Source organism: Frankia sp. AiPa1, from assembly GCF_023243075.1.
In the GTDB taxonomy this organism is placed as follows: Bacteria; Actinomycetota; Actinomycetes; order Frankiales; family Frankiaceae; genus Frankia.
In genome coordinates this window covers 1-25,030 of record NZ_JALKFZ020000150.1, presented here as the reverse complement: position 1 = coordinate 25,030, position 25,030 = coordinate 1, and the positions used below count along the sequence as shown (strand labels likewise).

At 67.3% G+C, this 25,030-nt stretch carries 19 protein-coding genes and 1 pseudogene; 13 read left to right on the top strand and 7 right to left on the bottom strand.

What is annotated here, in order from left to right; genetic code table 11:
* Positions 1-416 precede the first annotated feature (416 nt).
* Positions 417-1,148: a dienelactone hydrolase family protein gene (locus tag MXD95_RS17160; protein WP_250641654.1), complete on the top strand. Its 732-nt coding sequence runs from the start codon at positions 417-419 to the stop codon at positions 1,146-1,148.
* A gap of 250 nt (positions 1,149-1,398) precedes the next feature.
* Here the strand turns inward: MXD95_RS17160 and MXD95_RS17155 are convergent, their stop codons facing one another.
* Both MXD95_RS17155 and MXD95_RS17150 read right to left on the bottom strand, forming a co-directional pair.
* Positions 1,399-2,166, bottom strand: coding sequence for a class I SAM-dependent methyltransferase (locus tag MXD95_RS17155; protein ID WP_250641653.1), 768 nt, complete (start codon positions 2,164-2,166; stop codon positions 1,399-1,401).
* A gap of 1,820 nt (positions 2,167-3,986) precedes the next feature.
* On the bottom strand, positions 3,987-4,892 hold the full coding sequence (locus tag MXD95_RS17150) for a zinc-binding dehydrogenase (protein ID WP_250641652.1): 906 nt from the start codon (positions 4,890-4,892) through the stop codon (positions 3,987-3,989).
* A 98-nt stretch (positions 4,893-4,990) separates the two neighbouring features.
* Between MXD95_RS17150 and MXD95_RS17145 the strand changes: the two genes are divergently transcribed.
* Both MXD95_RS17145 and MXD95_RS29330 read left to right on the top strand, forming a co-directional pair.
* Positions 4,991-5,842 carry a LysR family transcriptional regulator gene (locus tag MXD95_RS17145; protein WP_250641651.1) on the top strand — a complete coding sequence of 284 codons (852 nt, stop codon included), beginning with the start codon at positions 4,991-4,993 and terminating at the stop codon, positions 5,840-5,842.
* Between the two features lie 103 nt (positions 5,843-5,945).
* Positions 5,946-6,770, top strand: coding sequence for a hypothetical protein (locus tag MXD95_RS29330; RefSeq protein ID WP_374122059.1), 825 nt, complete (start codon positions 5,946-5,948; stop codon positions 6,768-6,770).
* Here the strand turns inward: MXD95_RS29330 and MXD95_RS17135 are convergent.
* Positions 6,683-7,627 carry a LysR family transcriptional regulator gene (locus MXD95_RS17135; RefSeq protein ID WP_250641650.1) on the bottom strand — a complete coding sequence of 315 codons (945 nt, stop codon included), beginning with the start codon at positions 7,625-7,627 and terminating at the stop codon, positions 6,683-6,685. The two genes, MXD95_RS29330 and MXD95_RS17135, sit on opposite strands and share 88 nt — an antisense overlap.
* Positions 7,628-7,762: 135 nt before the next feature.
* On the opposite strand from MXD95_RS17135, the gene MXD95_RS17130 reads away from it, so the two are divergent.
* The 6 genes and pseudogenes from MXD95_RS17130 to MXD95_RS17105 all read left to right on the top strand — a co-directional run bounded on the left by MXD95_RS17130 (position 7,763) and on the right by MXD95_RS17105 (position 11,751).
* Entirely contained in the window at positions 7,763-8,695 is a 933-nt protein-coding gene (locus MXD95_RS17130; protein WP_250641649.1) for an NAD-dependent epimerase/dehydratase family protein, read from the top strand.
* A 206-nt stretch (positions 8,696-8,901) separates the two neighbouring features.
* Entirely contained in the window at positions 8,902-9,396 is a 495-nt protein-coding gene (locus MXD95_RS17125) for an SRPBCC domain-containing protein (protein ID WP_250641648.1), read from the top strand.
* Positions 9,397-9,451: 55 nt separating this feature from the next.
* Positions 9,452-9,955, top strand: a complete 504-nt coding sequence (locus MXD95_RS17120) for an SRPBCC domain-containing protein (protein ID WP_250641647.1) — start codon at positions 9,452-9,454, stop codon at positions 9,953-9,955.
* Positions 9,956-10,042: 87 nt separating this feature from the next.
* On the top strand, positions 10,043-10,324 hold the full coding sequence (locus MXD95_RS17115) for a hypothetical protein (protein WP_250641656.1): 282 nt from the start codon (positions 10,043-10,045) through the stop codon (positions 10,322-10,324).
* Positions 10,303-10,596: pseudogene (locus tag MXD95_RS17110) on the top strand (transposase); the annotation flags it as partial. The gene MXD95_RS17115 and the pseudogene MXD95_RS17110, both read left to right, overlap by 22 nt.
* 36 nt (positions 10,597-10,632) lie before the next feature.
* On the top strand, positions 10,633-11,751 hold the full coding sequence (locus tag MXD95_RS17105) for an NADPH-dependent F420 reductase (RefSeq protein WP_308301514.1): 1,119 nt from the start codon (positions 10,633-10,635) through the stop codon (positions 11,749-11,751).
* A gap of 244 nt (positions 11,752-11,995) precedes the next feature.
* On the opposite strand, the gene MXD95_RS17100 is transcribed toward MXD95_RS17105, so the two are convergent.
* Positions 11,996-13,126 (bottom strand): SpoIIE family protein phosphatase, encoded by a 1,131-nt coding sequence (locus MXD95_RS17100; protein ID WP_250641646.1) that lies wholly within the window; start codon positions 13,124-13,126, stop codon positions 11,996-11,998.
* Positions 13,127-13,506: 380 nt separating this feature from the next.
* Here MXD95_RS17100 and MXD95_RS17095 point away from each other — a divergent pair, with 380 nt between their 5' ends.
* Together MXD95_RS17095 and MXD95_RS17090 are read left to right on the top strand one after the other, a co-directional pair.
* Entirely contained in the window at positions 13,507-13,776 is a 270-nt protein-coding gene (locus tag MXD95_RS17095; protein ID WP_250641645.1) for a hypothetical protein, read from the top strand.
* Positions 13,773-14,096, top strand: a complete 324-nt coding sequence (locus tag MXD95_RS17090; RefSeq protein WP_250641644.1) for a type II toxin-antitoxin system PemK/MazF family toxin — start codon at positions 13,773-13,775, stop codon at positions 14,094-14,096. Before MXD95_RS17095 ends, MXD95_RS17090 begins: the two co-directional genes overlap by 4 nt.
* Before the next feature lie 293 nt (positions 14,097-14,389).
* Here MXD95_RS17090 and MXD95_RS17085 read toward each other — a convergent pair whose 3' ends face one another.
* From MXD95_RS17085 to MXD95_RS17080, 3 genes are all read right to left on the bottom strand, one after another.
* A complete protein-coding gene (locus MXD95_RS17085; RefSeq protein ID WP_250641643.1) occupies positions 14,390-14,818 on the bottom strand; it encodes a VOC family protein in 429 nt (142 codons plus the stop codon).
* A gap of 827 nt (positions 14,819-15,645) precedes the next feature.
* On the bottom strand, positions 15,646-16,020 hold the full coding sequence (locus MXD95_RS29325) for a PH domain-containing protein (protein WP_374122058.1): 375 nt from the start codon (positions 16,018-16,020) through the stop codon (positions 15,646-15,648).
* Between the two features lie 143 nt (positions 16,021-16,163).
* Positions 16,164-22,310: a DNRLRE domain-containing protein gene (locus tag MXD95_RS17080; RefSeq protein ID WP_250641642.1), complete on the bottom strand. Its 6,147-nt coding sequence runs from the start codon at positions 22,308-22,310 to the stop codon at positions 16,164-16,166.
* Positions 22,311-23,276: 966 nt separating this feature from the next.
* Here MXD95_RS17080 and MXD95_RS17075 point away from each other — a divergent pair.
* Both MXD95_RS17075 and MXD95_RS17070 read left to right on the top strand, forming a co-directional pair.
* On the top strand, positions 23,277-24,545 hold the full coding sequence (locus MXD95_RS17075; RefSeq protein ID WP_250641641.1) for a lytic transglycosylase domain-containing protein: 1,269 nt from the start codon (positions 23,277-23,279) through the stop codon (positions 24,543-24,545).
* A gap of 48 nt (positions 24,546-24,593) precedes the next feature.
* Positions 24,594-24,950, top strand: coding sequence for a transposase (locus MXD95_RS17070; protein WP_250641640.1), 357 nt, complete (start codon positions 24,594-24,596; stop codon positions 24,948-24,950).
* Positions 24,951-25,030 lie beyond the last annotated feature (80 nt).

The window sequence follows — 25,030 nt, the reverse complement described above, 5'->3', positions numbered from 1 at the left end:
CCCTCGCGCAACAACCCGTAGATCGAGTTCGCCAGCGACGCCTCACCGCAGAACCGGGTCACCGGACGTCACGGTGAGCACTACATGAGCAGCAGGCCGCGAGCTATTTGAGTAGTCACCCGTAGTGACGGCTCGCACGTGGTCTCCAGGTGGCTCCTGTCGGGTTGGAGCTCGCGAGGGTGCTGTCTGCGGGCCGGCGGAGCGCGGCGAGTGGCTCCGTGGCATCCGGCCTCGGAGCCTCCGCAAAACCTGTTGGCGGATCGCGGCGTCCGCTGCTACCTTGCCGATGGCCGTGCGAGAAGGAGGAGGTGGTACCCGTGAACGCAGTATCGACCTGGGTGCTCCCCTCCGGGGTCACGGTCGGGCGGTAGGTCGTCCGGGAGCGCCGTTCACTCGCCCTCCCGAAAGGCACGACCATGCGATTCACGTCTGAACAGCGCCTCGACGACGGTGTCCTCGAGCGCGAGTTCGCCCTCGGTGAGATCCCCGGCATCCTGTGGACGCCCGGATCCGTATCCGCACCGGTCCCGCTGATCCTGCTGGGCCACCCCGGCGGACTGCGCAAGATGTACCCCCGGCTGGTGGCCCGGGCCCAGCGCTCCGCGGCGGACGGCTTCGCCGCGGCGACCGTCGAGGGGCCCGGGAGCGGTGACCGGCCTCGTTCCGCCGCCGCCGAGCAGGCCCGCGCCGACCTGCGCCGGGCGCTTGCGGCCGGCGCGCCGGTCAACGGCGAGATCGTCGACCGGCTCATCCTCCCGCTGGTCGAAAAGGCGGTCCCGGAATGGCAGGCGGCCCTGGACGGCCTCCTGTCGCTGCCCGAGATCGGCGGCCCGGTCGGGTATTCGGGAGGGGCGATCTCCATCGGGATCCGGCTGGCGGTGGTCGAGCCGCGGATCTCGGCCGCCGTTCTGTTCGCCGGGAGTTTCGTGCCCCGCGCCATGTTCGAGGAGGCCCGGCAGGTCACCATTCCGCTGCATGTCCTGCTGCAGTGGGACGACGAAGGAAACGACCGGCAGCTGGCCCTGGACCTGTTCGACGCCTTCGGCTCGAAGGAGAAGTCGCTGCACGCCAGTCTGGGTGGGCACACCGGCGTCCCGCAGTTCGCGGGGGACGCCGCGGCCCGGTTCTTCGCCCAGCACCTGAAGTGAGGCCCGGCCGTCAGGCCGGCTACAGACGATAGGGGCTGTCGGCCAGGCCGCCGCCATCGAGGACAGGTCCCGGCCTCCTCGATGGCGGTGGTCAGCGGATGCACAGCTGCCCGGACCGGCGGTACCGGTCTCGACCAGTCGGCGCTAGCCCTCTGCACCCGTCGTTGGCTGAGGCGGATGTGGCGTGGCGGGGTGGTGACGGGAGCTTGCCGGTCCGTGGTTGAGGATTGTCGGGTGGCCGAGTTCGGGTCTATCGGTCCGCTCGGATGCGGTAGACGGAGACGTGGGAGCGGGACTCGGCGGTGAACTCGGCTCCCTGCCAGTCGGCGTGCCTGGTCTCCAACTCGAAGCCGGCCAACTGCCCCATGAGATCGAGTTCGGCGGGCCAGACGTAGCGATGGGGGCTGCGCGCCAGCCGGGCTCCTCCGTTCTCATCGAGCCTGACGTGGTGCGACACGACGTGTTGACGCAGGACGTCGTAGGTGTCGAAGGCGATGTAGTCGGGGTCGGACTGCCAGACCACGGCCTGCTGGCCTGGTGGAAGCCTGCGCAGCTCCGGCACCCACAGTTCGATCACGAACCGGCCGCCGGGGACGAGGTGACGGGCAGCGTTACGGAAGCAGGCGACCTGCTCAGGTTGCGTGAGCAGGTCGGAGATCGTGTTGTAGACGAGGTAGACGAGCGTGTAGATGCCCGGGGCGACCGCCGTCGTTATATCTCCGACGACGACCGGGATCGTCGCCTCGTCCGCCTTCGCGCGTAGCCGGTCGATCATTGGGCGGGACAGTTCGATCCCGGTGACGGGCACTCCTCGCTCGGCGAGGGGGACGGCCACCCGGCCGGTTCCGATGGCGAACTCCAACGCCCGCCCGGTGCCCGCGAGCCCTGCCAGGCGGTCCACGGTCGGCCCCACCACCTCGGGGGCGAACATGCCGACGCCCGGCGTGTCATAGCGCCGGGCGGTATCAACGTCCCAGATCTCCTCCTGCCGCACGGCGCCAACGATTGCCCCGGGCATGGGCGCTGTCCATCGATTTTGACGCCGGTCGATAGGCGGTGACGGACACTGGCCGCTTCAGGCCGAACGCTTGGCGATGAACACGAACTCACGCCCCCGGGCGGTCCGGTGCCTCCCCCCATCGAGAACTCTGTAACCGTTGGCGACCAGGCTCGATTCGACCTCGCCCCGGCCGCGGAACCGCAGGGTCGAGTCCGAGGTGACGACCACGCCTCAGTACAGCTCATCCGACCGCACTACGACGATTATGATATTCTTCAGACTCCTACTGACGCTGGGTTTTACTACACCTTCGACCAGGATATCCAGAATGATTTTGGCACTTCCATTCTAACTAATTCCGTCCCGTAGATCGCCAAGGAGGGGAATTTAGAGTGACCGAGGAGTGGTTGCCGGACCACGGAGCGGTCAGGGTCGAAGAATACGATACCACGCGGACACCGGGTGCCGGGTTGGTAATCGCATGGGAATATCGAACACGGATCGAGTTGGGATCAGGCGGCGAGTTCACCGGGATAATGAAGCCGAGCTGTCTGAGCTCAGTGACCTATCGCGGCAGAATCAGTTTCCTTCATAGCGGAAATGCGTACGTTGGTTTCGTCAAATTACTCACTTGGCTGGCGACCGGTGTCACGCAGCTATATGCTGGCGACAGAGAGGCGGTGGATTAATGGAGCGCGGCATACAGCTAGACGTGACTGTTGTTCCTGCACAGCTGTACGTTAGCTGGACGTTCGCCCCGGCCGGCAGCGACAAAGTCCTGACCTGGGAGGGCGCAGATCAGGATAGCGCGTACCCTAGCCCGCCGGTAAGGTGCTCCTTCTCGGATGATTCACGTCAGTGGACTGCCTGGCCGTTCAGTCATGACCGTAAGCGCGGCCGACAATCGCATGACCTGGCGATTATGACTGTATATAATCCTGGAGTAATTAATTTTGCAACGGGACGCCCTTTCGATTTCTTTTTCAAAATCGACGACATGAATTATCGCCGCGAGTACGGCGGCGTTCTCGTTGCTCCGACATCTGAACCGGAGTGGCTCACCCGACTAGTAACTCCTAATTCCCGGGCTTTCCAACCGTGGATTAGCGTAATCAGGCGGGCCCAGGTCAGCGAAGATGGATCTCACTTGTGGCTGCAGGTTCCGACTGACCGCGGCGAAATTCCGGCTTCCGTCGATGTCGAGGAGACCGGTCGGCAAGTCGAAGTGTATGTACGCGTTGGCATTGACCCAGCGCACCCACCCCGACCACCCAGTGTCGGACGTTCCTCGCGTTCCGGCCAGAGTCGGGCGAAGCATACTGGAGTAGCACAAATTTGGCATATTCGTACTGCTCTCGCCAGGCCGCTTGCAGACCGGCCGGTATTCGACATGGGTTACAGAGATATCAGCGCACGCCGCTCCGCCCGGTCGGCCTGGCATCGGGCAGCGGGAGGGTACTAATTACGATCTTGTAAGAGTTGGGCTCTGGGGGTTGTGGGACGCCCTCCGGAGGCCCTCCCCACATCGTTGATGCTGAATTCTGGTGCCCAGATGAACTCGGCGGGTCGCGCTCTCGTCGTCGAAAATACAGCTAATCGCTCTGCCCGCTACCTGCTTGTACGCGCCCCGGTGCGGCTACCGGGCGTTTCCGCCGGCCGTCCGGACGGTTCGGAGCCCCTACCGATGGGGATTCGGGGTCGCGTGGACGACGCCCAGCGAGAACCGCGCTGTCCGGTCGCGCGTCGGCCGGACTCGGCACGATCTGCGGATTTATGCGGATTCGACGATTTGGCCGTTCCGGGTTGGACATCGTGGGTGAAGCCGCCCGGTTGGTGCTTCAGCCGATGGTGAGGACGGCCTTCCCGGACACGCGGCGTTCGCGGAGTGCGGCCAGGACGTCGGGCAGGTCGGTCCAGTCGCGTACCAGCCCGAGGGTGGGGTGCAGCCGGCCTGTCGCGACGAGGTCGACCAGTAGCCGCAGGTCCGGTCCGGGGGGTGCGGGGTGGGCGTAGGAGAGGTAGCTCAGCAGCCGTGCTCCTTCGTGGCCGACGAAGTCGTAGATGTCGATCGGTGTCTTCGTGCCGCTGCTGGATCCCAGGACGACGACGGTCCCGCCGGGGGTGACCTTGGTGAGCGCGGCGGCGAGCGAGTCCCCGCCCACCGACTCGGTGACGAGGTCCTGGCCGTCGGCGGCGTCCGCCGGTGCGGCGACGACGACGTGGGCGCCCAGGCCCAGCAGCGCGTCCTGGTGTGTGCGGGCCGCGACGGCGGTCACCCGCGCACCCGCCAGGGCCGCGAGTTCGGTCTGGTATCTGCCGACGCCGCCGCTCGCTCCGGTCACCAGGACCCTCCGGCCGAGCAGGTCGCCGCCCAGACGCAGGGTGCGCAGGGCGGTCAGCCCCGCGAGGGGCAGCGCCGCGCCCTGCTCGATGGTGACCTCGTCGGGGAGCACGGCCAGCCGGTCGCCCGGCACGGGCACGAGTTCCGCCCAGCCGGCCTGGTCGACCTGGGCGGCGATCCGGGTGCCCGGGGCGGGTCCGGACCCGTCGGCCGCCGCCTCGACGACGACACCGGCGACGTCCTGACCCGGACGCCACTGCTGGGTCCTGGCCTCCAGCAGGGCAAGTTCGCCGCGGTTCAGCGAGAACGCCCGCACGGCGACCAGTGCTTCGTGGTCCGCCCTGGTCGGGTCCGCGACCTCTCGGATGACCGGGCCTTCCGCGGTGGTGAGCACAGTTTTCATGGACCTGATTCGACCGCGGGAACAGGTCCCGACCAAGGCGCTGTTGCAGCAGGCGTCTATCACTTCCGGTGATGCACGAGCGTGGCGAGGTGGGGACCATGGAGCTGCGGCAGCTGACCTACTTCGTCACCGTGGCCGAGGAGGCAAGCTTCAGCCGGGCCGCGCAGCGGCTGCACATCGTCCAGTCCGGGGTGAGCCAGCAGGTCCGCCGGCTGGAACGCGAACTCGGCGTGCGCCTGTTCGACCGGACCACCCGTCAGATCCGGCTCAGCGCGGCCGGCGAGCGGCTGCTCCCCGAAGCCGTCGCCGCACTCGCCTCGGCCGGGCGGGTGCGGCAGGTCGCCGCCGGGATCGCCGCCGGCGCCCAGGGGGTGCTGCGCATCGGCACCAGCCAGGGCCTGGGTGACCGTCTCGACCGACTGTTGGACGGACTACGGCTGCCGGTGCGGCTGCGCAGCTTGACGCTGGGCGACCGGCTCGCAGCCGTAAGCGCCGGCGAACTCGACGCGGCGTTCGTGCGCGTCCTCACCACCGCACCGGGACTGGAACTGATCCCCCTGTGGACCGACCCGCTCGCGGTCGCCCTACCGGCCACCCACCCCCTCGCCGCACTCCCGGCACTCGGCTTGGCGGACCTGGCCGACCTGCCGCTCCGGCTGGCACCCCGTCAGGACAACTGGCCGTTCCACGACCTGATCACCCGGTCAGGAGTTCAGCTTCGGACGGCCGCACCGTTCACGACAGTCCAGGACACGCTGGCCGAGATCGGCGCCGGCGAACCGTCCTGGACCGTCCTGTACACGGCTGTCGCCGACACGACCCCCATCCGCAGGGTCGCGTTCCGGCCGCTCACCGCCCCCGACGCCGTCACCTCACTCGCCGTCCCACCCGGCCCGCCGACCCCAGCGCTGCGTCACCTCCTCCAGGCCTGCGCGACAATCGACCTCTGACCGACGACGTCATCGCTCCCGCCGCGAGCTGTTCACCGCGGGCGACGGTCTCGCCGGCGACATCCTCCTTGGACACGGTAAAGCCCTGCCACATACTTCGGGTATGGGAATTGCCCGGTTTCCTGCCTTCCTGTCCGTGCTGCCGGCAGCTGTTCTGGCCGCTGCCGTGCTCGCCGGCTGCGACGGGAGCGACAGGGCCGAGTCCGTCTCGCTCACCCCACTCGAGGTCGACGACGTGGCCCGCCGGGTCGCGCCCGCCGTCGACGACTCGAGGAACAAGCCCTGCCCGCTACCCCCGGACATGTCGTCGGCAGCCAACGCGGCTGGGATCACGGGCGCGGTGGCGCCGGACACGACCGACCCGGTATCTGTCGAGACCTCCGACTCCGCCGAACCCGGCGACCGGGCGCGGACACTCGCGCCCGCCATGACCGTCGAGTGCCGCTACACGATAGGCGGGACCGCGGTCACGACGTTCCTCGTCGTCACCGGAAGGACCGGCGCGGCGGCGGCGGGAGCCGTGCCCGAGATGTTCGCTTTCTCCGGCGCGACGAGGACCGAACTGGAAGAAACGCAGGATCATGTTCTCGTAGCGGCGGAACCGGCGGATCAACGTGCGGGCGTCCTGCGCGAGGGGGTTGTGTCTGCCCTGGTTGTCAGTGTCGCCGCGGGAGAGCGCACCGAGGTAGTGGTTACGGATCCGGGCCAGGACCTCGGGAGCCAGAACGGCCTGCCCGGCGTGGCGCGCGGCGCCCGCGGCGTGGTGCGCGGCGCCCGCGGCGTCTGCCATCGCGTCGGCCACCGACATCCGAGCGGCATACCCGCCGAGGTTCGACCAGATCAGTCCCGCTCCGACGCCGGCGACGAAGCGCGCGGACCGTCCTGCGCGAGCTGGGTCCGCACACCGCGAGGCACACGCAGGCCGTGACTGCGCAGGTCGCCGATGAACCGTGCGACGAGCGGATCCGGTTCCGCGGACGTCACCGCCACCAGCTGCCTGACCCACCGCGGAGAGAACGAGCGCACTGCTCCCGGAAAGCCATGGCTGACCGCACTCACGGGACACACGGCGATTCCCAGACCGGCAGCCGCGAGCTGTGGTGCCGCCGCGGTCACCGATGTCCTCATCACCGTCTCCGGGAGGACTCCGGCGCGGGCGAGGGACTGGTCGAGCCAGACGCTGAGGCCGTTGTCCGGTGTGAAGTGAACGAGCGGCGCACCGTCAAGGTCCTCAAGACGTACAGTCGACTGCTTGGCCAGCACGTGGCCGGTGGGTGCCGCCAGCACGATCTCCTCCTCGGCGACGGCGGTGATGGTGAAGCGGCCGGCCGAGGGGGCGGTCAGCACTGCCACGTCGACTTCGTCGGAGTCGACGAGGCCGAGCGCCTCGTCCATCGCCGTGGACTCGCGCAGCGTGATCGCGACCTCTGGGTAGCGGCGATACCAGTGGCGAATGACCGCAGCGAGTAGCGGCACCGTGAGGCTCTGCGCACAGGCCAACCGCAAGACCCCTCCGGCCGCTTGACCCGCCGCACGTGCCGACCTCACCGCGGAGGCGGCCGCTTCGATCGCTCGTCTGGCATCCGCGACGGCGGCCCGCCCTGCGGGAGTGAGCTTGACCCCCCGGGACTCGCGGCGCAGCAGGACCGTCCGGGTCTCGCGTTCCAACGAAGCGAGCTGATGAGAGACAGCGGGTTGCGACGAATGCAGCAGCAGTGCGGCCTGCGTGATCGATCCGGAGTCCGCGACCGCGACGAGGCACTCCAGCGCCCGAAGAGAAGCCATCCAAAAAGTTTATCGAGGACCTTCGAAGCATGAGTACAGTCGAGGGAAGACCTCCGGACCCCCGATTGCTCTCACCCACGACACCTTCTCGCCCAAGGCAGGCGAGAAGGCTCACGCAGAGCGAAGGAGAGGTTCATGGCACAGGCATTCGTCACGGGCGGTTCCGGGTTCATCGGCCAGGTACTGGTACGCCGGCTCCTCATGGAGGGGCACTCGGCCCGTGTTCTGGTCCGAAGTGAGGCATCGGCCGCCAAGGTGTCGGCGCTGGGCGCCAGGCCTGCGCGGGGCGAGTTGACCGACCCGACCACGTGGCGCGACGAGGTGACGGGCAGTGATGTGGTGTTCCATCTCGCTGCCGAGACGGACATCACCGCTGACCGTGAGCGTCATGAGCTCGTGTCGGTTCGCGGCACCCAGGCAGCCGTCGATGCGGCCCGCTACGCGCGGGTTCCCCGGTTCGTCCACTGCGGAAGCGAAGCCGCGCTGCTCGCCGGCGCCCCGCTCGTGGACGTCGACGAGACCGCGCCGCTGCGGCCCGACTCGGAAGCCGCCTACTGTGCGGTCAAGGCCGTGGCCGAGAAGATCGTGCTCGACGCGAACACCCCGCAGTTCGCCACGGTGTCGATTCGCCCGAGGTTCGTCTGGGGTCCCGACAGCCTCCTCGTCGAAGGCTTGGTAGCGGCGGCGAAGGCCGGGCAGTTCGCCTGGATCGACGGAGGCCGGCACACAACCGACGTCACGTTCGTCGAGAACGCCGTCGAGGGACTCATGCTCGGATGGCAGCGCGGCCGACCAGGTCAGGCCTATTTCATCACTGACCGGCACCGCGTCGCCCTGCGCGAGTTCATGGAGACCCAGTTCGAGATCTATGGCGTCGACGTCCCGATCCCCGACCTGGACGCCGAGACCGCCGCCGACGAGGTACCCGTTCCCGCTCGATGGTTCCTCGGGCAGCAGTGCACCCTGCGGACGGACAAGGCCGTTGCCGAGCTCGGATACGAGCCCGTTGTCGAGCACGCCGCTGGCCTGGACGCCGTCAGAAACTCGGTGGCACTCAGCCGCGCATGAGGCGCCGTCCACCTTCAACCGGGCGCACGTCAACGTTCTGGCCGGCCTGTGTACGGCGAAGTGCACAAGCAGCGAGTGCGGCCGAGCAACTCGTACGTCGATGACGAGGGAGACCGCGCGAAGATGCGGTCGGGCTGCTCACGGGCATCCAGCCGGTGTCGCGAATACATGACCGCCAGGGAGCGGTCCAACGTTTGGTGATTTTCATGTTTGAAGCAATAAATTGGCCGGAGGCCATGGCTCCCAGCCGCTCCCCCATCCACTTCACCAACGAGCTCGAGGTCGAAGCCTCACCGGAAACGATCTGGTCCCTGCTCGTGGACCCTCGAACCTGGCCCACCTTCTACCCGGGCGTCGGACATGTCCAGCTGCTTGACGGCCATGACTCACTGCGCCTCGGAACTCGATTCGAAACCAACCTGGCCGGCCAGGACGTCTTCGCGTCCGTACAGGAGTTCCAGCCTGAGACGCGTATCGCCTGGGGTGGTTACCCCAAGGCGTCTGAAGCATCCAGGGCTTACCACGCCTGGATCATCACACCCACGCCGAAGGGGAGCCACCTCTGGACCGAGGAGACGATGCGGGGCCCGCTCTGGATCGAACTGGCGAAACAGGATCCCGAAGTCTTTTGGCGCACGCACGAGAACCTTCTCGCGGCGCTCGCCAAGGTGGCGACCGAGCGTGAGAATCAAGCCGGTTGACTCGCGAGGCGCATTGAAGCGCTCTCACCAAAACACCCTGAAAGGAAAATGGCCGATGTATGACAAGGTAAAATGGCCCGAACGGTATGACCCGAAGTTGTCGGCTCTCTACGCGCTCAATGATATCGACGTGAAGGCGCCGCCTGAAGTGGTATGGAAGCTGCTCGTCGACGCCGAGAACTGGTCGAGTTACTTCCCTCCCGAAGATCGCGTAAAGATCCTGACCGGCGAGTCGGTACTGGCTCTCCGAACCAAGTTCAGCCGAGTGACGGTTGGATTTCCCATGACTCTCGACGTGACGGAGTATGAGCCGTTCACCAGGCTCGCGTGGGAGACGACAGTCGACGGCGACGAAACGGGTTCGAGCGCGTACCACGGCTGGGTCATCACGCCCACGGACAATGGTTGTTACGTATTGACCGAGGAAACACAGCAGGGCCCCTTCTTCGTCGAGGAACTCGGACGTAAGAATCCCGGTGCGCTTTACCGCTACCACCAGGACTGGGTCGAGCGCCTCGCCCGTGCCGCAGAGGCGGAAGTGGCAAAGCTTGCGGCCTGACCCGCACGAATGCATGAACGTCGGCGAGTCCCCCAAAACCCTTACGCCGCCGGAGATGCCGCTTTGCTGGTAGATGCCTCGACCGGGTTGAGTGAGGAAGCCTTGGCGGGTGAGGCGTCCGAGGCGACTGCGGGTGACGTTCGGGACTGGCGGCGTGACGGGACGTGGAAGCGGGTCCTGACCGGGTTGCGGGTGCGGGCGGACGCCGCCGGGCTGATCACCTGGGAGGTGTCGGTGGACTCGACGGTGGCGCGGGCGCATCAGCATGCGGCGGGGGCGTCAAAAAAGGGGCTACGCAGCGGCAGTCCCCGGGTGGTGTTGACACCGAACCGGCGGATCATGGGATCGGGAAGTCCCGGGGTGGATTGACCACCAAGCTGCGTCTGGCCTGCGAGCGGGGGCAGAAACCGCTGGCGTTGCTGGTCACCGCCGGGCAGCGCGGAGACAGTCCGCGGTTCACCGCGGTGCTGGAGAAGATCCGGGTCCCTCGGCCGGGACCGGGCCGGCCGAGGACGTGTCCGGATCGGGTGCTGGCGGACAAGGCGTACAGCTCGAAGAAGAACCGGGCCTACCCGCGCCGGCGCGGGATCCGCGCCACCATCCCGGAGAAGAAGGACCAGGCCGCGAACCGCTACGACAAACTCGCCGTTCGCTACGAAGCAACGGTCAACGCGATCATGATGCTCGGTTGCTACAGTAGCCGCGAGTCCCACTGGCCACCCAGCCGAGTTCCAGCGCCGGATTTGAACGGATTCTGCCTCCCGTTTCACACTGTCCAAATACGGAGTCGGCATCCGTTTTGTTATAGGTGTGGTGCAGGCGGGAAGGCAGGTCGGTGCAGAAGGCCGGCCAGGGTGCAGGGCGCGCGTGGATGTCCAGCGCGCACGACCTGTTCCGCTCGCCGTGTCGGCCGCATGGACTCTGGGTGCCGCCAGGTGCCGGCGAGAAGTCGGTCGGTCGTCTCCGCGACCTTGCCGAAAATTGCTGTCACGGGTAAAACGAGCGTCCTGATTTCGAATGAAATGGTGAATAACAAAAGGAGTTTTCGCATGAGGATAGGAGTTATTGGTGCCGGGTATATTGGCAAAACCCTCGCTCTGAAGTTGAGTGCGGCCGGGCACGACGTGAAGGTGGCCAACTCGCGGGGACCGGAAACGATCGGTGCCGACGTGCTGGTCTCGGGTGCGCGCGCGGTTCCCGCGGCCGACGCGGTGAAGGATGTCGACGTCGTGATCCTCTCCATCCCCTTCAGTAAGATCCCGGCCGTGGCACCGTTGCTCTCCGCGGTTCCGGACGAGACAGTCGTGATCGACACGTCGAACTACTATCCCGCCCGCGACGGCAAGATTGATGCTGTCGAGGCGGGGCAGGTCGAGAGCCTATGGGTGGCCGAACAACTCGGCCGTCCGATCGCCAAGGCATGGAACGCGATCGGCGCTGACTCGTTCGCGGAGAAGGGCAAGCCGGCCGGCGCGCCGGACCGGATCACACTCCCCATTGCCGCCGATCGCGACGAGTATCGACGGGTAACGCTGACGCTCGTCGAGGACACGGGTCTCGACGCCTTCGACGCCGGCAGCCTCGCGGACTCCTGGCGCCAACAGCCCGGAGCGCCGGCCTACTGCACCGACCTGACCCGTGATGCGATGGGAGCGGCGCTGGCCGCGGCTGAGAAGGCACGACTGCCGAAGCGCCGCGATCTGGCGGCCGCGGCCATGGCCGAGCGGATGGGCGACGGGACGACCAACCTGGACACGGATTACCTGCCTCGCCTCAACCGCGCCCTTTACATGTAGTCGGCCGTGCCGCCGACCGTGGGGGCTCGGTCATACCCAGCATGCTCCGCCAGGCACCGCGCCTTGCGGAGCGCTGTGGCGAGCCGACCCACTCGCGATGCTTTGAAGACCTTCCGGCAGCGCCGGCGGATTCAACGAGTGACGCGGCTTGCGCGACACGCCGGGCTGCCCTCGCCGTGGTCGTTGTCAGAGTCAGTTCCGTGACGGTCAGCCCTCACGGCCAGGGAAATTCGTGATCAGAGGGTCAGGACGTCTGGATGGCGAGGAGGCACAGGTCGTCCTCTCGGTCGGCGGTGCCGATGACGGTGGCGAGGATGCTGTCGCAGAGGTTGGCCAGACTTTGGGGGTTCTGGTGTGGGTCCTCAGCTGTGTTGGACACGGTCGTGGCGAGGGTGTCGAGGCGGTCTGTGATGGGTACGTCCCGGCGTTCCACGAGCCCGTCGGTGTAGAGAAGCAGTCGGGTTCCAGGCAGCAGACGTAGGTCGCTCTGGTCGTAGACGAACGCGGGTTCGGCGCCGAGGGTGGGACCGTGGGTGTCGTCGAGGTAGGCCGCGTCCTTGCCGGTGAGCAGGAGCGGTGGCGGGTGGCCGGCGCAGGACCAGGTAAGCCGGCCAGTATCCGAGGCGAAGAGCGCCACGACCGCGGTGGCGAGGGGCCCATCCACGCCGGGGGCGAGATTCGCGGAGAGCTGGGTTGTGATGGCCGCGGGTGAATGGCCCTCGTACGCGTAGGCGCGGGCGGCATGGCGCAGTTCGGCCATGGCCGCGACGGCGGGCAGGCCGTGACCGCCGACGTCGCCGATCATCAGGAGAATGTTGCCATCAGGGAGTGCGGTGGCGTCGTACCAGTCACCGCCGATCTCGGTGTCGCGGTCGGCGGGCAGGTAACGTGCGACCAGCTCGATCCCGGGCAGTTTCGGCGTGGCCAGTGGCAGGATCGCGCGTTGCAGGATCTCGACGGTCGATCTCCACGGGGTGGCGTCGCCGGAAGTGCCGATCGCGCGGAGGGGGCGGCCCCGCCGCGACCACGACATGACCCTGCCGCGGTCATGGATCCACGTGTAGGAGCCGTCGGAGTGCACCACCCGGTACTCCAGGAGGAACGAGCCGACCCCTTGCCGGGCCTCTTCTGCCCCGGTTCGCACCGCGGGGATGTCGTCGGGGTGGACATGAGTGAGGAGTGTGTCGATCGTCCCGCGGAGGCAGTCCGGGTCGAGGCCGTGCAACTCGGCGGTGCGCCGGTCCCAGCGCAGCCGACCGCTCGGGACGTTATGCTCCCATATCCCCACGTCCACGGCGGCGGCCAGCGCAGCAGCTCCGACCTCCGGCGACGTCCGGGAGGCCGCCCGCTCGGCCAGGCCGAATCGCTTGCTCATCCCATACACCGATCTCTAGACCGATCTCCGACCCGCAAACAAGTAGTAGTCGCGACCTAGCTAACGGTACTGCTCGTGGCGGCACCCCAGCTTCAGAGAAACGAGGCAAATCCTCCCTAACTGGACGAATCGGCGGACTGCGACGCAGGCCATCGGTGACGTCGAGCGCACCCATGACCGGGTAGAGATCACACTTCCGAGCCGTACGGCGTGTGCAACGCGGGTGTGGACCAGGCACCGACCCCGACTATCGCGAAGATGCCAGCGAGAGGCTTGGAGACTGTGCGAGCACGACTGGTACCAGCCCCGGGATACACATGCCCCGACCTACGCGTCCACTGGCCGCCCCAGATGTTGTACGTTTGTTGTACAGTGACCTCATGAGTGTCGGATTCCGCCCCACCGAAGAGGACCTCCGGATCATTGAGGCCAACCGCCGCCAGGACGAGAAGACCAGCGACGTCATCCGGCGCGCCCTGCGACTGCTTGACCGGGAGGCGTGGGAGGTGCGTGCCCGCGAGGACATGCGCCGGCTGCGGAACGAGGACCTGTCCGCCGAGCCCGATGCGTGGGAGTACGACACCAACGGCAACATCAGAATCATAGGCACGAACCTCGCGATACCAGCCAGGTCGCAGGACCAACCGTGATTCGCGGGGCGGTATACCCGGTGGACCTCGGCGACGCCAAGCGCGGGCATGAGCAGCGGGGGCGTCGGCTCGGCCTCGTCATGAGTATTGAGCAGAACGCATGGTCCACGGTCACGATCGTTCCCACGTCGACCGGCGCGCAGGCATCCGCCTTCAGACCGGAGGCGATCATTACGGGACGGTCGACCAGGATCCTCATCGACCAGATCCGGACCATCGACAGCTCCTATGTCACAGGCGAACTCGTGGACTACCTCTCCCGCGACGACATGGCCCAGGTCGAGCACACCCTTTCGCGCTACCTCGGCCTGCTTCGCTGACGCATCGCCCGGCGCTCCCCGTACCCGGCCAGCATCCTGTTCATCGACGACAACGAGAAGAACATCGCAGGCGCCCGTATCGCTGCTCTCGCTGCGGAGCAGCCCACTGGAGTTCGCTCTGGTCGGCTGGCGTCCCGGGCTTAGCTGTACGGATGGCTGTACCGCACCGCGATGCTCGGCACCGCACGACCGCACGACCTTGCCCTCACGGGATAACTCCCGCCCCACACGGGACTGGCTTTGAGAGAGGCTCAAGGAAGACGGCTCACCACCTCGCTGGTCCCGGAGGATACTCAGTCAAGACAAAACTCGTTTCCCTCGATGTCCTGCATCACGATGCAGGAGTCGTGGCCGTCATACAGCAGTCGCACGCGCACCGCGCCGAGCACGACCAGTCGTGTGCATTCGGCTTCGAGCGTGGCGAGGCGCTCTTCACCCACGAGCCCGGGGCCGACCCTCACGTCAAGATGCAGCCGATTCTTGGCGACCTTTCCTTCGGGAACGCGCTGAAAGAACAGTCGTGGACCTACACCTGAGGGATCAATGCAGGCGAACCATGAACCCTGATCCTCAGGAAACCGGGAGCGGTTGAAATCGTCCCAGGTGGCGAACCCCTTCGGGGGCGGCGACACAACGTACCCCAACACCTCGCACCAAAAGCGAGTGACGCGCTCAGGTTCTGCGCAGTCAAAGGTGACTTGGAACTGCTTGATCGTTGACATAGGCGCACCGTAGCATGGGGGGCGTTTGCTCATCTCCCGCATTTTGACGAGAGGATGGCCCCCCTGGGAGCCGCTGCTGCGTCGTGCAGTCGCAGGGGCCGAGCCGTGCGTGTGCAACGCAGGTATGGACCCGTTGCTCGCCCGATTACCAAAAGATGCTGGCGAGAAGCCTGAACCTACGCCAACACGATCGGTACCACCCCTGGGTTGCAGACGCGGCTTCTTCCGTCTCTGGGGTCTTAAGCGGTATGTCGTAGCGGGTTCAATGATGGATCAGTGAGTCGGTAAGCACTCGTCGGACTCTGCGGGTGATGGTGAGGGAATTGACGATCGTCTCCCAGCCAAGCCCGCCAGGTCTGATCCGTACATCCGTGCCCCCTGGCGTTTTTCCAGTGACGGTAAGCTGGGCCGTGAAGAGCCGGTTGGATCCGGTGCCGACGAGGATGACGTCAGGTTCGCCGGCCTCGGGCGTGACCAGTGGTCGGCGGGCCGTCCGCATCCCGGGCAGGACGTTGTAGCGGCTACCCAGGCCGTTCCGAAGCCCATCAGCGTCAGGCCGGACAGGGTGTCACGGGAGCGTTCCTTCGCGCCCAGCCAGCCGTAGCGAGGGTACGCGGAGGACGAGAAATAGGGGCTACCGAACTCGGTGGACTCGGCGTAGCTTGCCGGCGAGGTCACCGAGTTCGACGCCGGTGATGCTCCGCGTCCACGCGGTACCCACCCCGATCCAGGCCGGATCACCCCTGAGCTCGCCAATCGCCTCACTTACGACCACGTCGCCAACGTAATAGCCGCGCTCGCCGCCCACAGGGTTGCGCGGATTTCCATCAGGATGTTATGCTTTGACGGATATTTTCCAGCCGCTGCGTCACGTCGTCAACAATGCTTTTGCGCCCCCTCATTTGAGATGCCCTTGCCCGCTGAACCGCCCAGCATCGCACCTTTCGGCCATCCCACAGTTCAACGACGATTCGATCCTCTGCATGAAATTTTTTGATGTCCGCCCAGACAAACCTGTACGTCCGCAGAGGGTTCTTAATCTCGAGCCCGACGGAATTGACCTTAACCAGTGGCCTAATTGTAAAAAGAAGGGCAAAGATAATGCCGCCGGAGTACAAGATTAACCGATTAACCGCGTCTGCGTCTGGAAACCTTTTGATCTTTGGATAGTCGGCGAACACTAGAACCCCGATGAGCACCATCAACAATATTCCGCTAAGTATCAGGCCGCGACCCCGAAATGTGCCTTTCATTGCGCTCATCTCTCGTCTAATGAGAACTCTCCACACCGCCCCGATGGGGCGTCGCACGCTTGACGCGTCGACGCCCCATCGACTACGCCAGGCTAACCGCTAGGGCAACGCCAGGTCACGGTGCAGACCGCCGACGGGCCACCGATGTAGGCATTGATCAACCGTGAGCCAAGTCGACCCACACCTGCATGGTTCATCATGCTTCCGGTCTTTGCGCCGCTGATGATTATCACCGCATTGACCAGGATCCCTTTTCTGGTCACTTTGCGCGCTTGCTGCGCGGAGACAAGGTATGCGCCCATTGAAGCGGCAGCGCATACACCGACTGAGGCGTAGATACAAACACCAAAGGCCGCAGCCGAAGCAATCTGTGCGCGGTTTCGGCGAATCCAGGCACCAGACCTTCTCGCAGACTTCTTGACAGCGCGGCCTGCCCTTGCCGCGAATCTGCGGAAGTGGAAGCGGTTGCCGTCGAGGTCGAAGGTGTTGTAGGGGTCCTGGTGGGCGTAGTCGTAGGGGTTGTCGGAGCCGCCGGGGACGGGGTCGGTCTGCAGGAAACGGCCGAGACTGGGGTCGTAGAGACGGACGCCCATCAGCGTCAGGCCGGACAGGGTGTCACGGGAGCGTTCCTTCGCGCCCAGCCAGCCGTAGCGAGGATACGCGGAGGACGAGAAATAGGGGCTGCCGAACTCAGTGGACTCGGCGTAGCTTGCCGGCGAGGTCACCGCGGTCGAGTCGTCGACGGTGGCGACCACATCGCCATGTAGGTTGGCCAGCTGCAGCGTGACCGCACCGCTGTCGGCCTGGACCGCAGTGAGGTCACCACCGATACCGGTGATGTTCCGCGTCCACGCGGCACCCACCCCGATCCAGGCCGGATCATCTCCTGAGCTCGTCACATAATGATTGACGCTGGTGGTGGAGCCATCCGTCCACGAACGGATCCGCCGGGCGGGATCAAGTGCGTACGTCCGGGTGGAAGAACCGACCGTCTCACTCGCGACCAGGTCGTTCACGTAATAGCCCACACTCGCCGAGCTGCCGGCGGGCGGATGGGGATCCGTCGTGGTGCGGCCGAACAGGTCGTAAGCGTATCCGCTGTTCGTGAGCCGGTCAGCCTGGTCATAAGAAAATGAGTATACCGCCGGGGTTGTGCTCGTGGAGCAGGTTCCAGTGTCGCTGCCGCCCGCGTCGGGGTAGCTTGACAGGGTCGTCCGGTTGGAGTCGGCGTCGTAACCGTAGGTCCGGGTGGTGCAGGTGGCCGGGCCGCCGTAGTCGACGTTGTCGGCAACTGAGGTCAGCCGGCCCGACTGGTCGTAGCCCAGAGTTTTCGCCGAGGCCGGCGTCGAGTCGAGCCGAACCTGGCCGAACACCGAGTTCGCCTGGTTGAAGGCCAGCCAGGTATTCCCCGACATCGCGTAGGAGAGCGTGGTCGGCTCACCGTTGTCGTCGTAGCGGGTCGCGGCGACCAGTCCGTTCGGATAGGTCTGTGCGGTGACCTTCCCGTCGCCGTCGTAGGTGGCGCCGAAGGTCGACGGGGCGCTGCCGGCACCGACGTTCAGGCTGGTCAGCAGCCCGCGGTGCTCGCCGGTGGTGCCGTCGTAGGTATAGGTGTAGGTGCCTTTTCCGTCGCTGGCGGTCGCGGTGCGGCCGTCGATGTCGTAGGTGGTCGAGGCGGTGTTGCCATCGGCGTCGGTCTGCGAGTTGACCCGGCCCCAGGAGTCGTAACCGGTGGTCAGGGTGATGCTGTTGGCCGTGGTGGTGGTCGGTAGTCCGCTTGCGGAGTCGAAGCCGTAGGTGGCGGTCGGCAGGGTCGTGCCTCCGTCTGCCGCGGGGCTTGCCGCGATCGCCTCGGAAGTCTTGCGGCCGGCGCTGTCGTAGGTGTCGGTCGTCGTCCGGGTGGTCGAGCTGACCGTTTCGACCTCGGTGAGCTGCTCGTTCAGGTCGTTGTACGTGTAGGTCGAGACCGGCAGCGGATTACCGCTGGACGGCTGCGCCGCAGGCCCGGTGGAGCAGGGCAGGCCCGTCCAGGAGGCGTTGACGCAGCCGCCTGTTCCGGTCGCGGTGAAGTACGAGGTGACCGTGGTGAAGGCATCGGTGCCGGCTGCGTTCGCCTCAGGCTGGCGGGACTCGACCGTGTTTCCCGCAGCGTTGTAGTAGGTGGTCCGGACGATGTCGGGGGTGGAGCCGCCGCCCATCCAGGTGGTGACCGTTGTGGGCTTACGCAGGTTCCAGCCGGAGGTCGAGGCGTCGGCGCCGGTCTTCGCCTCGTACCCGTTCACGGTCTTGCGTGCATCGATGTCCGTGCCGTCGGGCAGGCGCACGGTCGTGGTCACCGTGGTCGGCAGCCGGTAGGGGGTCGGCGCGGACGGGGCGCCCTGGTCGTAGTCGGTGTGCACGTGCTCACGGGCCGAGTAGCGGGAGCCGCCGTTGTCGACGATCCGGTGCGTCGGGCCGTAGGTGTCGGTCACCGAGACGCCGTCGGTTGCGTAGACGGTGCGGGTTTCCAGCAACTGCGAGCGGGCCGCCGAGGTGGTCAGCGAGGTGACCAGCGAGTCGGTGTCGGCGGTCGGGGTGAGCGCCTGGTTGCGGTTCTCCGCGGTCAGGGTGCGCACCACGTTGCCCTTGCCGTCATGCTCGGTGGTGGTGAGCTGCCAGGTGCCGTTGCCGTAGTTCGCGTTGTTGACCGCGCGGCCGTCGGAGTTGAGGTAGGTCAGGTCCGCGTACGGCCAGTCCGAGGCACTCGGGGTGGCCGCCGGCACGTGGTCGGCGGGGAACACGGCGGCGCCGTAGAGCGGCAGGTCCTGCTGCGCCCAGGCGGCGACCGCCGTCGCGGACAGGTCGATCGGCGCGCCCGTGCCGGTCACCGGCACGTCATAGGCGATCGTCTGGGTCGCGGTCGGGCCGGCCGGGGTCGGCCGGGAGACGGTGGAGATCCGTCCGGTGCCGTCGTAGGCCAGCGTCCAGACTGCCTGCCCGGGTGGGGTGACGGTCGCCAGGCGGCCGGCGGAGTCGTAGCTGTAGGTGGTGACCAGCCCGGTGCGCGGGTCGGTGGCGGAGCGCAGCCGGCCATTCGCGTCATAGGCGTAGGAGGCGACGGTGACCGGCGCGCTGCCGTTGAGGGCGAACGCGAGCGTGCTGACCCGGCCGGAGTAGGAACCCCAGGCAGCGGGGTCGGTACCGGTGCCGGTTGCGGTGGTCGAGCTGGCGTAGGCCAAGGTCAGCGCCCGGCAGCCGGCCACCAGGGTCGTGCAGGTCACGCCGCTGGGAACGGGGGCGAGGATGCGGGTGACCCGGCCGGAGGTGTCGGTGGAGTAGGTCGAGGTGGTGTTCGAGCCCGGCTCGATCACCTGGCCGACGTGCCAGGTCGTGGTGCTGCCGACGGGCTGGGAGACGTAGACGGTCTTCGTCCCGTCGACATCGACATGGGTGAACTGGGTGGCGGAGTCCTTGGTCAGGGTGCTGCCGTCGACCGCGTCGTCCCCGACACCCGTGTAGGTGTAGGGGTAGGCGGTGCTGACGGTGGTGTAGACGTCCTGGACGCCGGTCTCGTCGGTGAGGGTGACGTAGCCGCCGGAGGCGGTGTTGTCGGTGAGCGTCTCGTCGGCCGCGCCGACGGCGGGGCCGGGCAGGCTGGCCGTCCAGCCGGGGCCGAACACGCCGGTCATCGGGCCGGTGGGGGTGGCCGGGGCGGTCAGGCCGAAGGTGGTGAAGGTGCGCCCGACGGTCAGATCACCGGTGTAGGCCGGCAGGGTCGCGTCGGTGGCGGAGACGGCGTAGTCACCGGTCAGCAGGGCCACCGAACCGGGGCCGACGTTCTGGGTGGCCTCGGCGTCGGCGAACGCGTGCCGGCTGTACTGCATCGTGTGCGCCGGCGCGCAGCTCACGGTGTTCGAGGCGTCGCGGAAGCAGGCCTGGACCTGCAGCGGCCCGTCGGCGGCGCCGAGCCCGCTCATCGTGGTCGCGACGTCCCAGGTCAGTTTGTCGAACAGGCCGGAGCCATTGCGGTTCATCGGCCAGCTCGGATGAGTCGAGCCGCCGGCGATGACGACGTTGCCGGTGGGGATGTCCGTCCAGGCGGTGGCGGTGCTCGTCCCGAGCCGGTACTGGAAGGTGACCTCCGTCTGCGTGCTGGGGGCCTGGCCCTCAAGGGTGGTGTACCGCTGCGTGCGGGCGCCTTCGGCGGGCTGGGCCAAGGCGCCCACACCCACGCCGAAGCCGTAGGAGACGACCGGCGAGAGGTTGCCGGCCTTGTCCTTGGTGCGCAGGTAGAAGGTGTGCAGGCCGCCGCCGGGAGTCAGGGTCGCCGACGTGGTTGCCGTGGTCTCGCTGGCCGGGGACGGCTGGTCGAGGCCGTAGAGGAAGGACTGGGTGTCGCCCCCGGGTGAGGTCCAGGTGAACGTGCCGGAGGAGGTCGAACTCCAGCCGCCGGAGGGCCACGCGGTCGAACTCAGCGCCGTCGGGGCGGCCGGGGCGGTCGTGTCAACGGTGAACGGGATCCACGACGACCAGGCCTGCGAGTAGTCGGTGCCGTCGAAAGCACGGGCCCGCCACTCGTACGACGTCCCGTTGCTGAGCAGGCCCGAGGGCACCGTCCAGGTTGACGACGAGTTCGACGGGACGTTCGAGACCGAACCGCCGGTGATCTTCGTGCTGCCGGCGGAGTTCCACACCTCGAAGTCGAGGCGTACCTGGCCGCCGTCCGGGTCCAGCGAGGCGCCGGACATCGTCGGGGTCGTGGTGTTCGTCAGGACGGTCGCGGGGCTGCCGCCGCACTGGGCCGAGCAGGGGCTGGTGAAGCGGCCGGCGACCGTGCCCGGGTAGGAGTTGTAGGTCGCGGTGATGTGCGGGGCCAGCTGGGTGTCGCCGGAGTAGAAGTACTTGAACTGGTTCGCGTCCGTCTCGCTCGGCGCGCGGATGGTCAGCGCTTCCGGTGACGCGAAGCCGTTGTGCGCCCAGGAGTCGACCAGGCCAGTAATGTCGATGTTCGTCCCGCCGGAGCCGGTGCAGGACCCGCCGTTGTTGAAGGTGGCGTTGCCCCAGTTGACGCCGTCCGAGGTGGGCTGGGTGTTCCAGGTCGTGCCCGCGCCCATGCCGCTTGCGCCCTGCACGACCGTCGGCTGGGCGGTGCAGGTCGCCGAGCCGCCCTGCCACAGGTTGAGCGCGGCCGAGGTGACGTGCTTGTTCTTGATCGCCGAGTCGTTGAAGCGCAGGAAGGACCGGTTGACGGCGGCGCCGAGGTAGTTCCCGACCCGAAGGATGTCATTCGTGTCGTAGTTGGTGGTCGGGTTGGCGTTGTTGACGTCGGTGTCGAGGTTGTCGGCCAGCGTGGCGACCGGGTCGATCGTGACCGGGTACTGCCGGGCCGGGTCGGTGAGCCAGGACTTGTCCGGCTTGAGGGTGAGCGTCGGCGCGCTGGCGGTTCCCGCCAGGTCGGCGTCGACGGTCTCGGTGCGGTCGGGCAGCTTGGATTTCGGGTCGACGTGGGCGTCCCACATCAGCGGAGCGGGTGAGCGGGCCGTCACCTTGCCGTCCGTGGACAGCCGCAGCTCGCCGCCCGCGGTGCGCGCGGCGGTTAGGCCCTTGAGGCGCATCGGCAGATTCAGGGCCGCCTGGGCCGCCGCGGGGGTGTGCGCCACGATCTGCACGTCGTAGCCGGTCGGGACGACCTTGACGACGAGGTCGGTGCCGGGTGACACGTCGTGGTAGGTCGCCGTGCTGCCCTCGAGCGTGGGCGCGGGCAGCGCGGCCGGCCAGCCGAACGCGACCTCGCGGGCCCCGTCAGCCAGAGTGGCCACGTCGCCGCCCGCCTTGCCGCCGGCGGACAGCACGATGCCCGCCTTGGCGACCTTCGGCGTGACCTTGCCGTCGGCCAGGACCAGGGTTGAGTCCACGTCGGCCCAGTCGTCGCCACGGCGGACCCGGCGGATGCCCGAATAGGTGTCGAGGGAGATCGAGCCGTCCGGGTTGACGAACGTCGAGGTCGACTCGGTGCGGGCGTCGGTGACCTCGATGCGCCGCTTCTCCGCGCGCGCCGCTAGCTGCGCGGAAATGAGGTCGGGCCGCTCGGCCGGTCCACTCGCCGCCGTCGCACCCTGCCCGCCGGCCGCAGTGGTGGTGGAGGAGGTGGATGCCGCAGCCGCAGCCCAGGCAGTGTCGCTTCCGGCCGGCACGAATTCGACGATCGTCACCGCCAGCACCGTTACCAACAGCATGCCGAGATAGCGAACGAACGACATGCCAGGACGCCCTGGAGATGCCCGCATCATGCCAACTCCGATCCACCGGAAACCGCAATGGGCTCCGCACACGGTTGAGGCGCGATCTCCGAGGGGAGCGGAGACCGCGCGGATCACCGAAAATGGCAGAGCGGTGGCCGGCGGTACAGATTCGATGTCAGTCATTGCTTTTCCGTAGAGCTACCAGGCGTAATAAACGTAGCCTCGCCGAGGCGACCAGAATGGCGACCCTGCCCACGAGGAAGGCCATCCGGCCAGGTCGGCGGCCAGACCTGGCCAGCACAGACAATGCCGGGCCACTCCAGCGAACACGAATAGTAAATGAAGTTATCTGAGTCACACAGTGGTGTGTTACCTCGTCGAAACAAGCCTGCAAGGGGCCGAGGTGAACCACAACCGACCACCGCGCCTCAACACACATCGACTACCAGATCCCTTTCGGCGGAGGTCGCGATCGGCTAACGACACCAGTATCTCCGGGAAAGCGCTGCTAGCGGACCATGTCGATCACTCTCGACAAGATCGTTTCTCTCGATCGTTACGGGCAGCCCGGACCTTTTTTGCCGAGTTGCGTGACAGCACACGCACAGGTATGCCACAGTCCTCTGGCGAGACCAACAGCTTGAGCCGCCAGGGACAGCAACCATTCACTGCCGCCCGCCTTTCCTTTCATCGGCGGCAGGTATCTCCGGACGAATAATCGACCGGAAGCGAGCAGCACGGCAGATCGGGGCTGGCGTTGCCGACAAACACTGTCATATTTTCGTGCCGATTTTTCTGTTGCAGAATCTTCGGCGCCAGGCGCACCGCGGGTATCCGGGCACGATGAGTCGGCACCGCCGCGCGGCACCGCGGACCCACCCACGCCATCGCGCTGGCTCCACGGCTGCGGCGCCTCGGCGACGGGATCGTCGGCACGCCGCCAAGCCGCTCAGGACCTGGCGGCCGGCGCGGCCCACCCGTCTGTTGACCTCCGCCCCGGTGGTCGTGGTGCTCATCGCCGTCTGTCTGGCCGCCGGCGGGCTTGCCCGCCACGGTGCGCCCGCGACCCTGGCCGACGCGGACTCGACGGCGGGCCTGTCCGCCGGCTTGGCCGCACACCCGCCGACCCGCGACTACGGCCTCGACCTGCCACCGTCCGCTCCGGCGGCCAGCCCAAGCCTTAACGCGGCACCTGGTCTGGAAGCAGGTCCTGCGGCCCCGCCTCCGCAGCCGAGCACAGCCGCACCCTCAGGTCCCGGCATCGGCGCCGGTGGTTCAGCATCCGCCGCGCAGACGCTGCGCGGCGCCGACCGGCAGATCCCCACCCGGATGCTGACCGCCTACCGCAAGGCCGCATCCCGGCTTGGCCTGGAGACACCGCGCTGCCACCTGCGCTGGGAACTACTCGCCGGGATCGGCCGGGTCGAGTCCGATCATGCACGCGGACGCGTCGTGACCGCCGATGGCACGCTGACCAGCCGCATCCTCGGGCCGGAGTTGGACGGCCGGGACGGGCGCGCCCTCATCCGCGACAGCGACGGCGGACGCCTCGACGGGGACACCCGCTATGACCGGGCGGTCGGACCGATGCAGTTCATCCCCACCACCTGGGCCACGTCCGGCCGGGACGGATCCGCGGACGGCCGCGCCGACCCCAACAACATCGACGACGCCAGCCTCGCCGCCGGCGCCTATCTGTGTCGCGGCGGCCGCGACCTTGCTTTACCTGACGGGCTGCGCGCCGCGATCTACAGCTACAACCCGTCGGCAAGTTATGTACGTTCCGTTCTCGCGTGGATGAGCGGTTACGCCGGCACCACCGTCATCGCAAGCCCCGCTGCCAGCGCCACGCCACGTCCGTCGCCAACTCCCGGCCCACCGACGCGTACCAGCCCGATCGCACCTGCCACGTCGGCGAAGCAGTCCGCTTCGACACCTGCCGGCCGCACCACACTCGCCGCGGCGCCGAGGCAGCCAAGCTCCACTCCGGCGCCCGCACGCACGAGCCCGACCCGGTCAGCAAGCCCGACACCGACGCCCCAGCCACCGCACCCCCGACCACACATCCAAGGTCTGGCCGCGTCGGCGAACCCTCAACCGCGCACGCTCACATCCCCCGCCCCCGATTCCCCGGATACCACGGCCGGGGTCCCAAAGCCGACTGTGCCGCCGTCCAACCCGCCGCTTCTGGTTATCACGCTGACACCCAGTTCCGGCAGCGGATCCCCACGTGCTCCTACCCCCACCCCCTGACCGGCCGGACCGCACTCGTCCACCGGTCCCGGCCGAAAAGAGATCAGCATGGGACGCCCCACCCGCTACGCCCCCGCCTTCCGGGCTCGAGCCGTAGAAGAGGTCCGCAAGGCCCGCCCACAGCACACATCCCAGTGGGCGACCATACGAGCCGTGTCCGCCTCCCTCGCCATCAGCGCCGAGACACTGCGCACCTGGGTGCGCCAGACGGACCCCGCCGCCACCCACACCTTCGCCGAGATCCGCCGGCATCAGGCCGAGATCCGCCGGCTCGCCCAGGAAAACAGCCAGCTACGACATGCGCTCGACCTGCTGCGACGCACCACATCGCCGCCGGCGGGCAGCACAAGGTCACTGCCAGGCCCCGCACAGCCCCCCGCCGCCCAGCAGAACCTCCTGGCCTGAGCGGTCAGGGCTTGCGGGCGATGCCTCCGTACATGTGCACATGGGCGTCCTCTGTGGCCGCGGCCACCTCGTCGGGATGC

What these genes read in the sequence shown, in the direction of transcription:
- MXD95_RS17155 (WP_250641653.1), bottom strand. Translation starts at nt 2,166, where the DNA reads ATGCCCGGGGCAATCGTTGGCGCCGTGCGGCAGGAGGAGATCTGGGAC.
- MXD95_RS17125 (WP_250641648.1), top strand. Translation starts at nt 8,902, where the DNA reads ATGTTTGAAGCAATAAATTGGCCGGAGGCCATGGCTCCCAGCCGCTCC.
- MXD95_RS17095 (WP_250641645.1), top strand. Translation starts at nt 13,507, where the DNA reads ATGAGTGTCGGATTCCGCCCCACCGAAGAGGACCTCCGGATCATTGAG.
- MXD95_RS17105 (WP_308301514.1), top strand. Translation starts at nt 10,633, where the DNA reads ATGATGCTCGGTTGCTACAGTAGCCGCGAGTCCCACTGGCCACCCAGC.
- MXD95_RS17160 (WP_250641654.1), top strand. Translation starts at nt 417, where the DNA reads ATGCGATTCACGTCTGAACAGCGCCTCGACGACGGTGTCCTCGAGCGC.
- MXD95_RS17070 (WP_250641640.1), top strand. Translation starts at nt 24,594, where the DNA reads ATGGGACGCCCCACCCGCTACGCCCCCGCCTTCCGGGCTCGAGCCGTA.
- MXD95_RS29325 (WP_374122058.1), bottom strand. Translation starts at nt 16,020, where the DNA reads ATGGTGCTCATCGGGGTTCTAGTGTTCGCCGACTATCCAAAGATCAAA.
- MXD95_RS29330 (WP_374122059.1), top strand. Translation starts at nt 5,946, where the DNA reads ATGGGAATTGCCCGGTTTCCTGCCTTCCTGTCCGTGCTGCCGGCAGCT.
- MXD95_RS17120 (WP_250641647.1), top strand. Translation starts at nt 9,452, where the DNA reads ATGTATGACAAGGTAAAATGGCCCGAACGGTATGACCCGAAGTTGTCG.
- MXD95_RS17085 (WP_250641643.1), bottom strand. Translation starts at nt 14,818, where the DNA reads ATGTCAACGATCAAGCAGTTCCAAGTCACCTTTGACTGCGCAGAACCT.
- MXD95_RS17130 (WP_250641649.1), top strand. Translation starts at nt 7,763, where the DNA reads ATGGCACAGGCATTCGTCACGGGCGGTTCCGGGTTCATCGGCCAGGTA.
- MXD95_RS17150 (WP_250641652.1), bottom strand. Translation starts at nt 4,892, where the DNA reads ATGAAAACTGTGCTCACCACCGCGGAAGGCCCGGTCATCCGAGAGGTC.
- MXD95_RS17145 (WP_250641651.1), top strand. Translation starts at nt 4,991, where the DNA reads ATGGAGCTGCGGCAGCTGACCTACTTCGTCACCGTGGCCGAGGAGGCA.
- MXD95_RS17135 (WP_250641650.1), bottom strand. Translation starts at nt 7,627, where the DNA reads ATGGCTTCTCTTCGGGCGCTGGAGTGCCTCGTCGCGGTCGCGGACTCC.
- MXD95_RS17080 (WP_250641642.1), bottom strand. Translation starts at nt 22,310, where the DNA reads ATGTCGTTCGTTCGCTATCTCGGCATGCTGTTGGTAACGGTGCTGGCG.
- MXD95_RS17100 (WP_250641646.1), bottom strand. Translation starts at nt 13,126, where the DNA reads ATGAGCAAGCGATTCGGCCTGGCCGAGCGGGCGGCCTCCCGGACGTCG.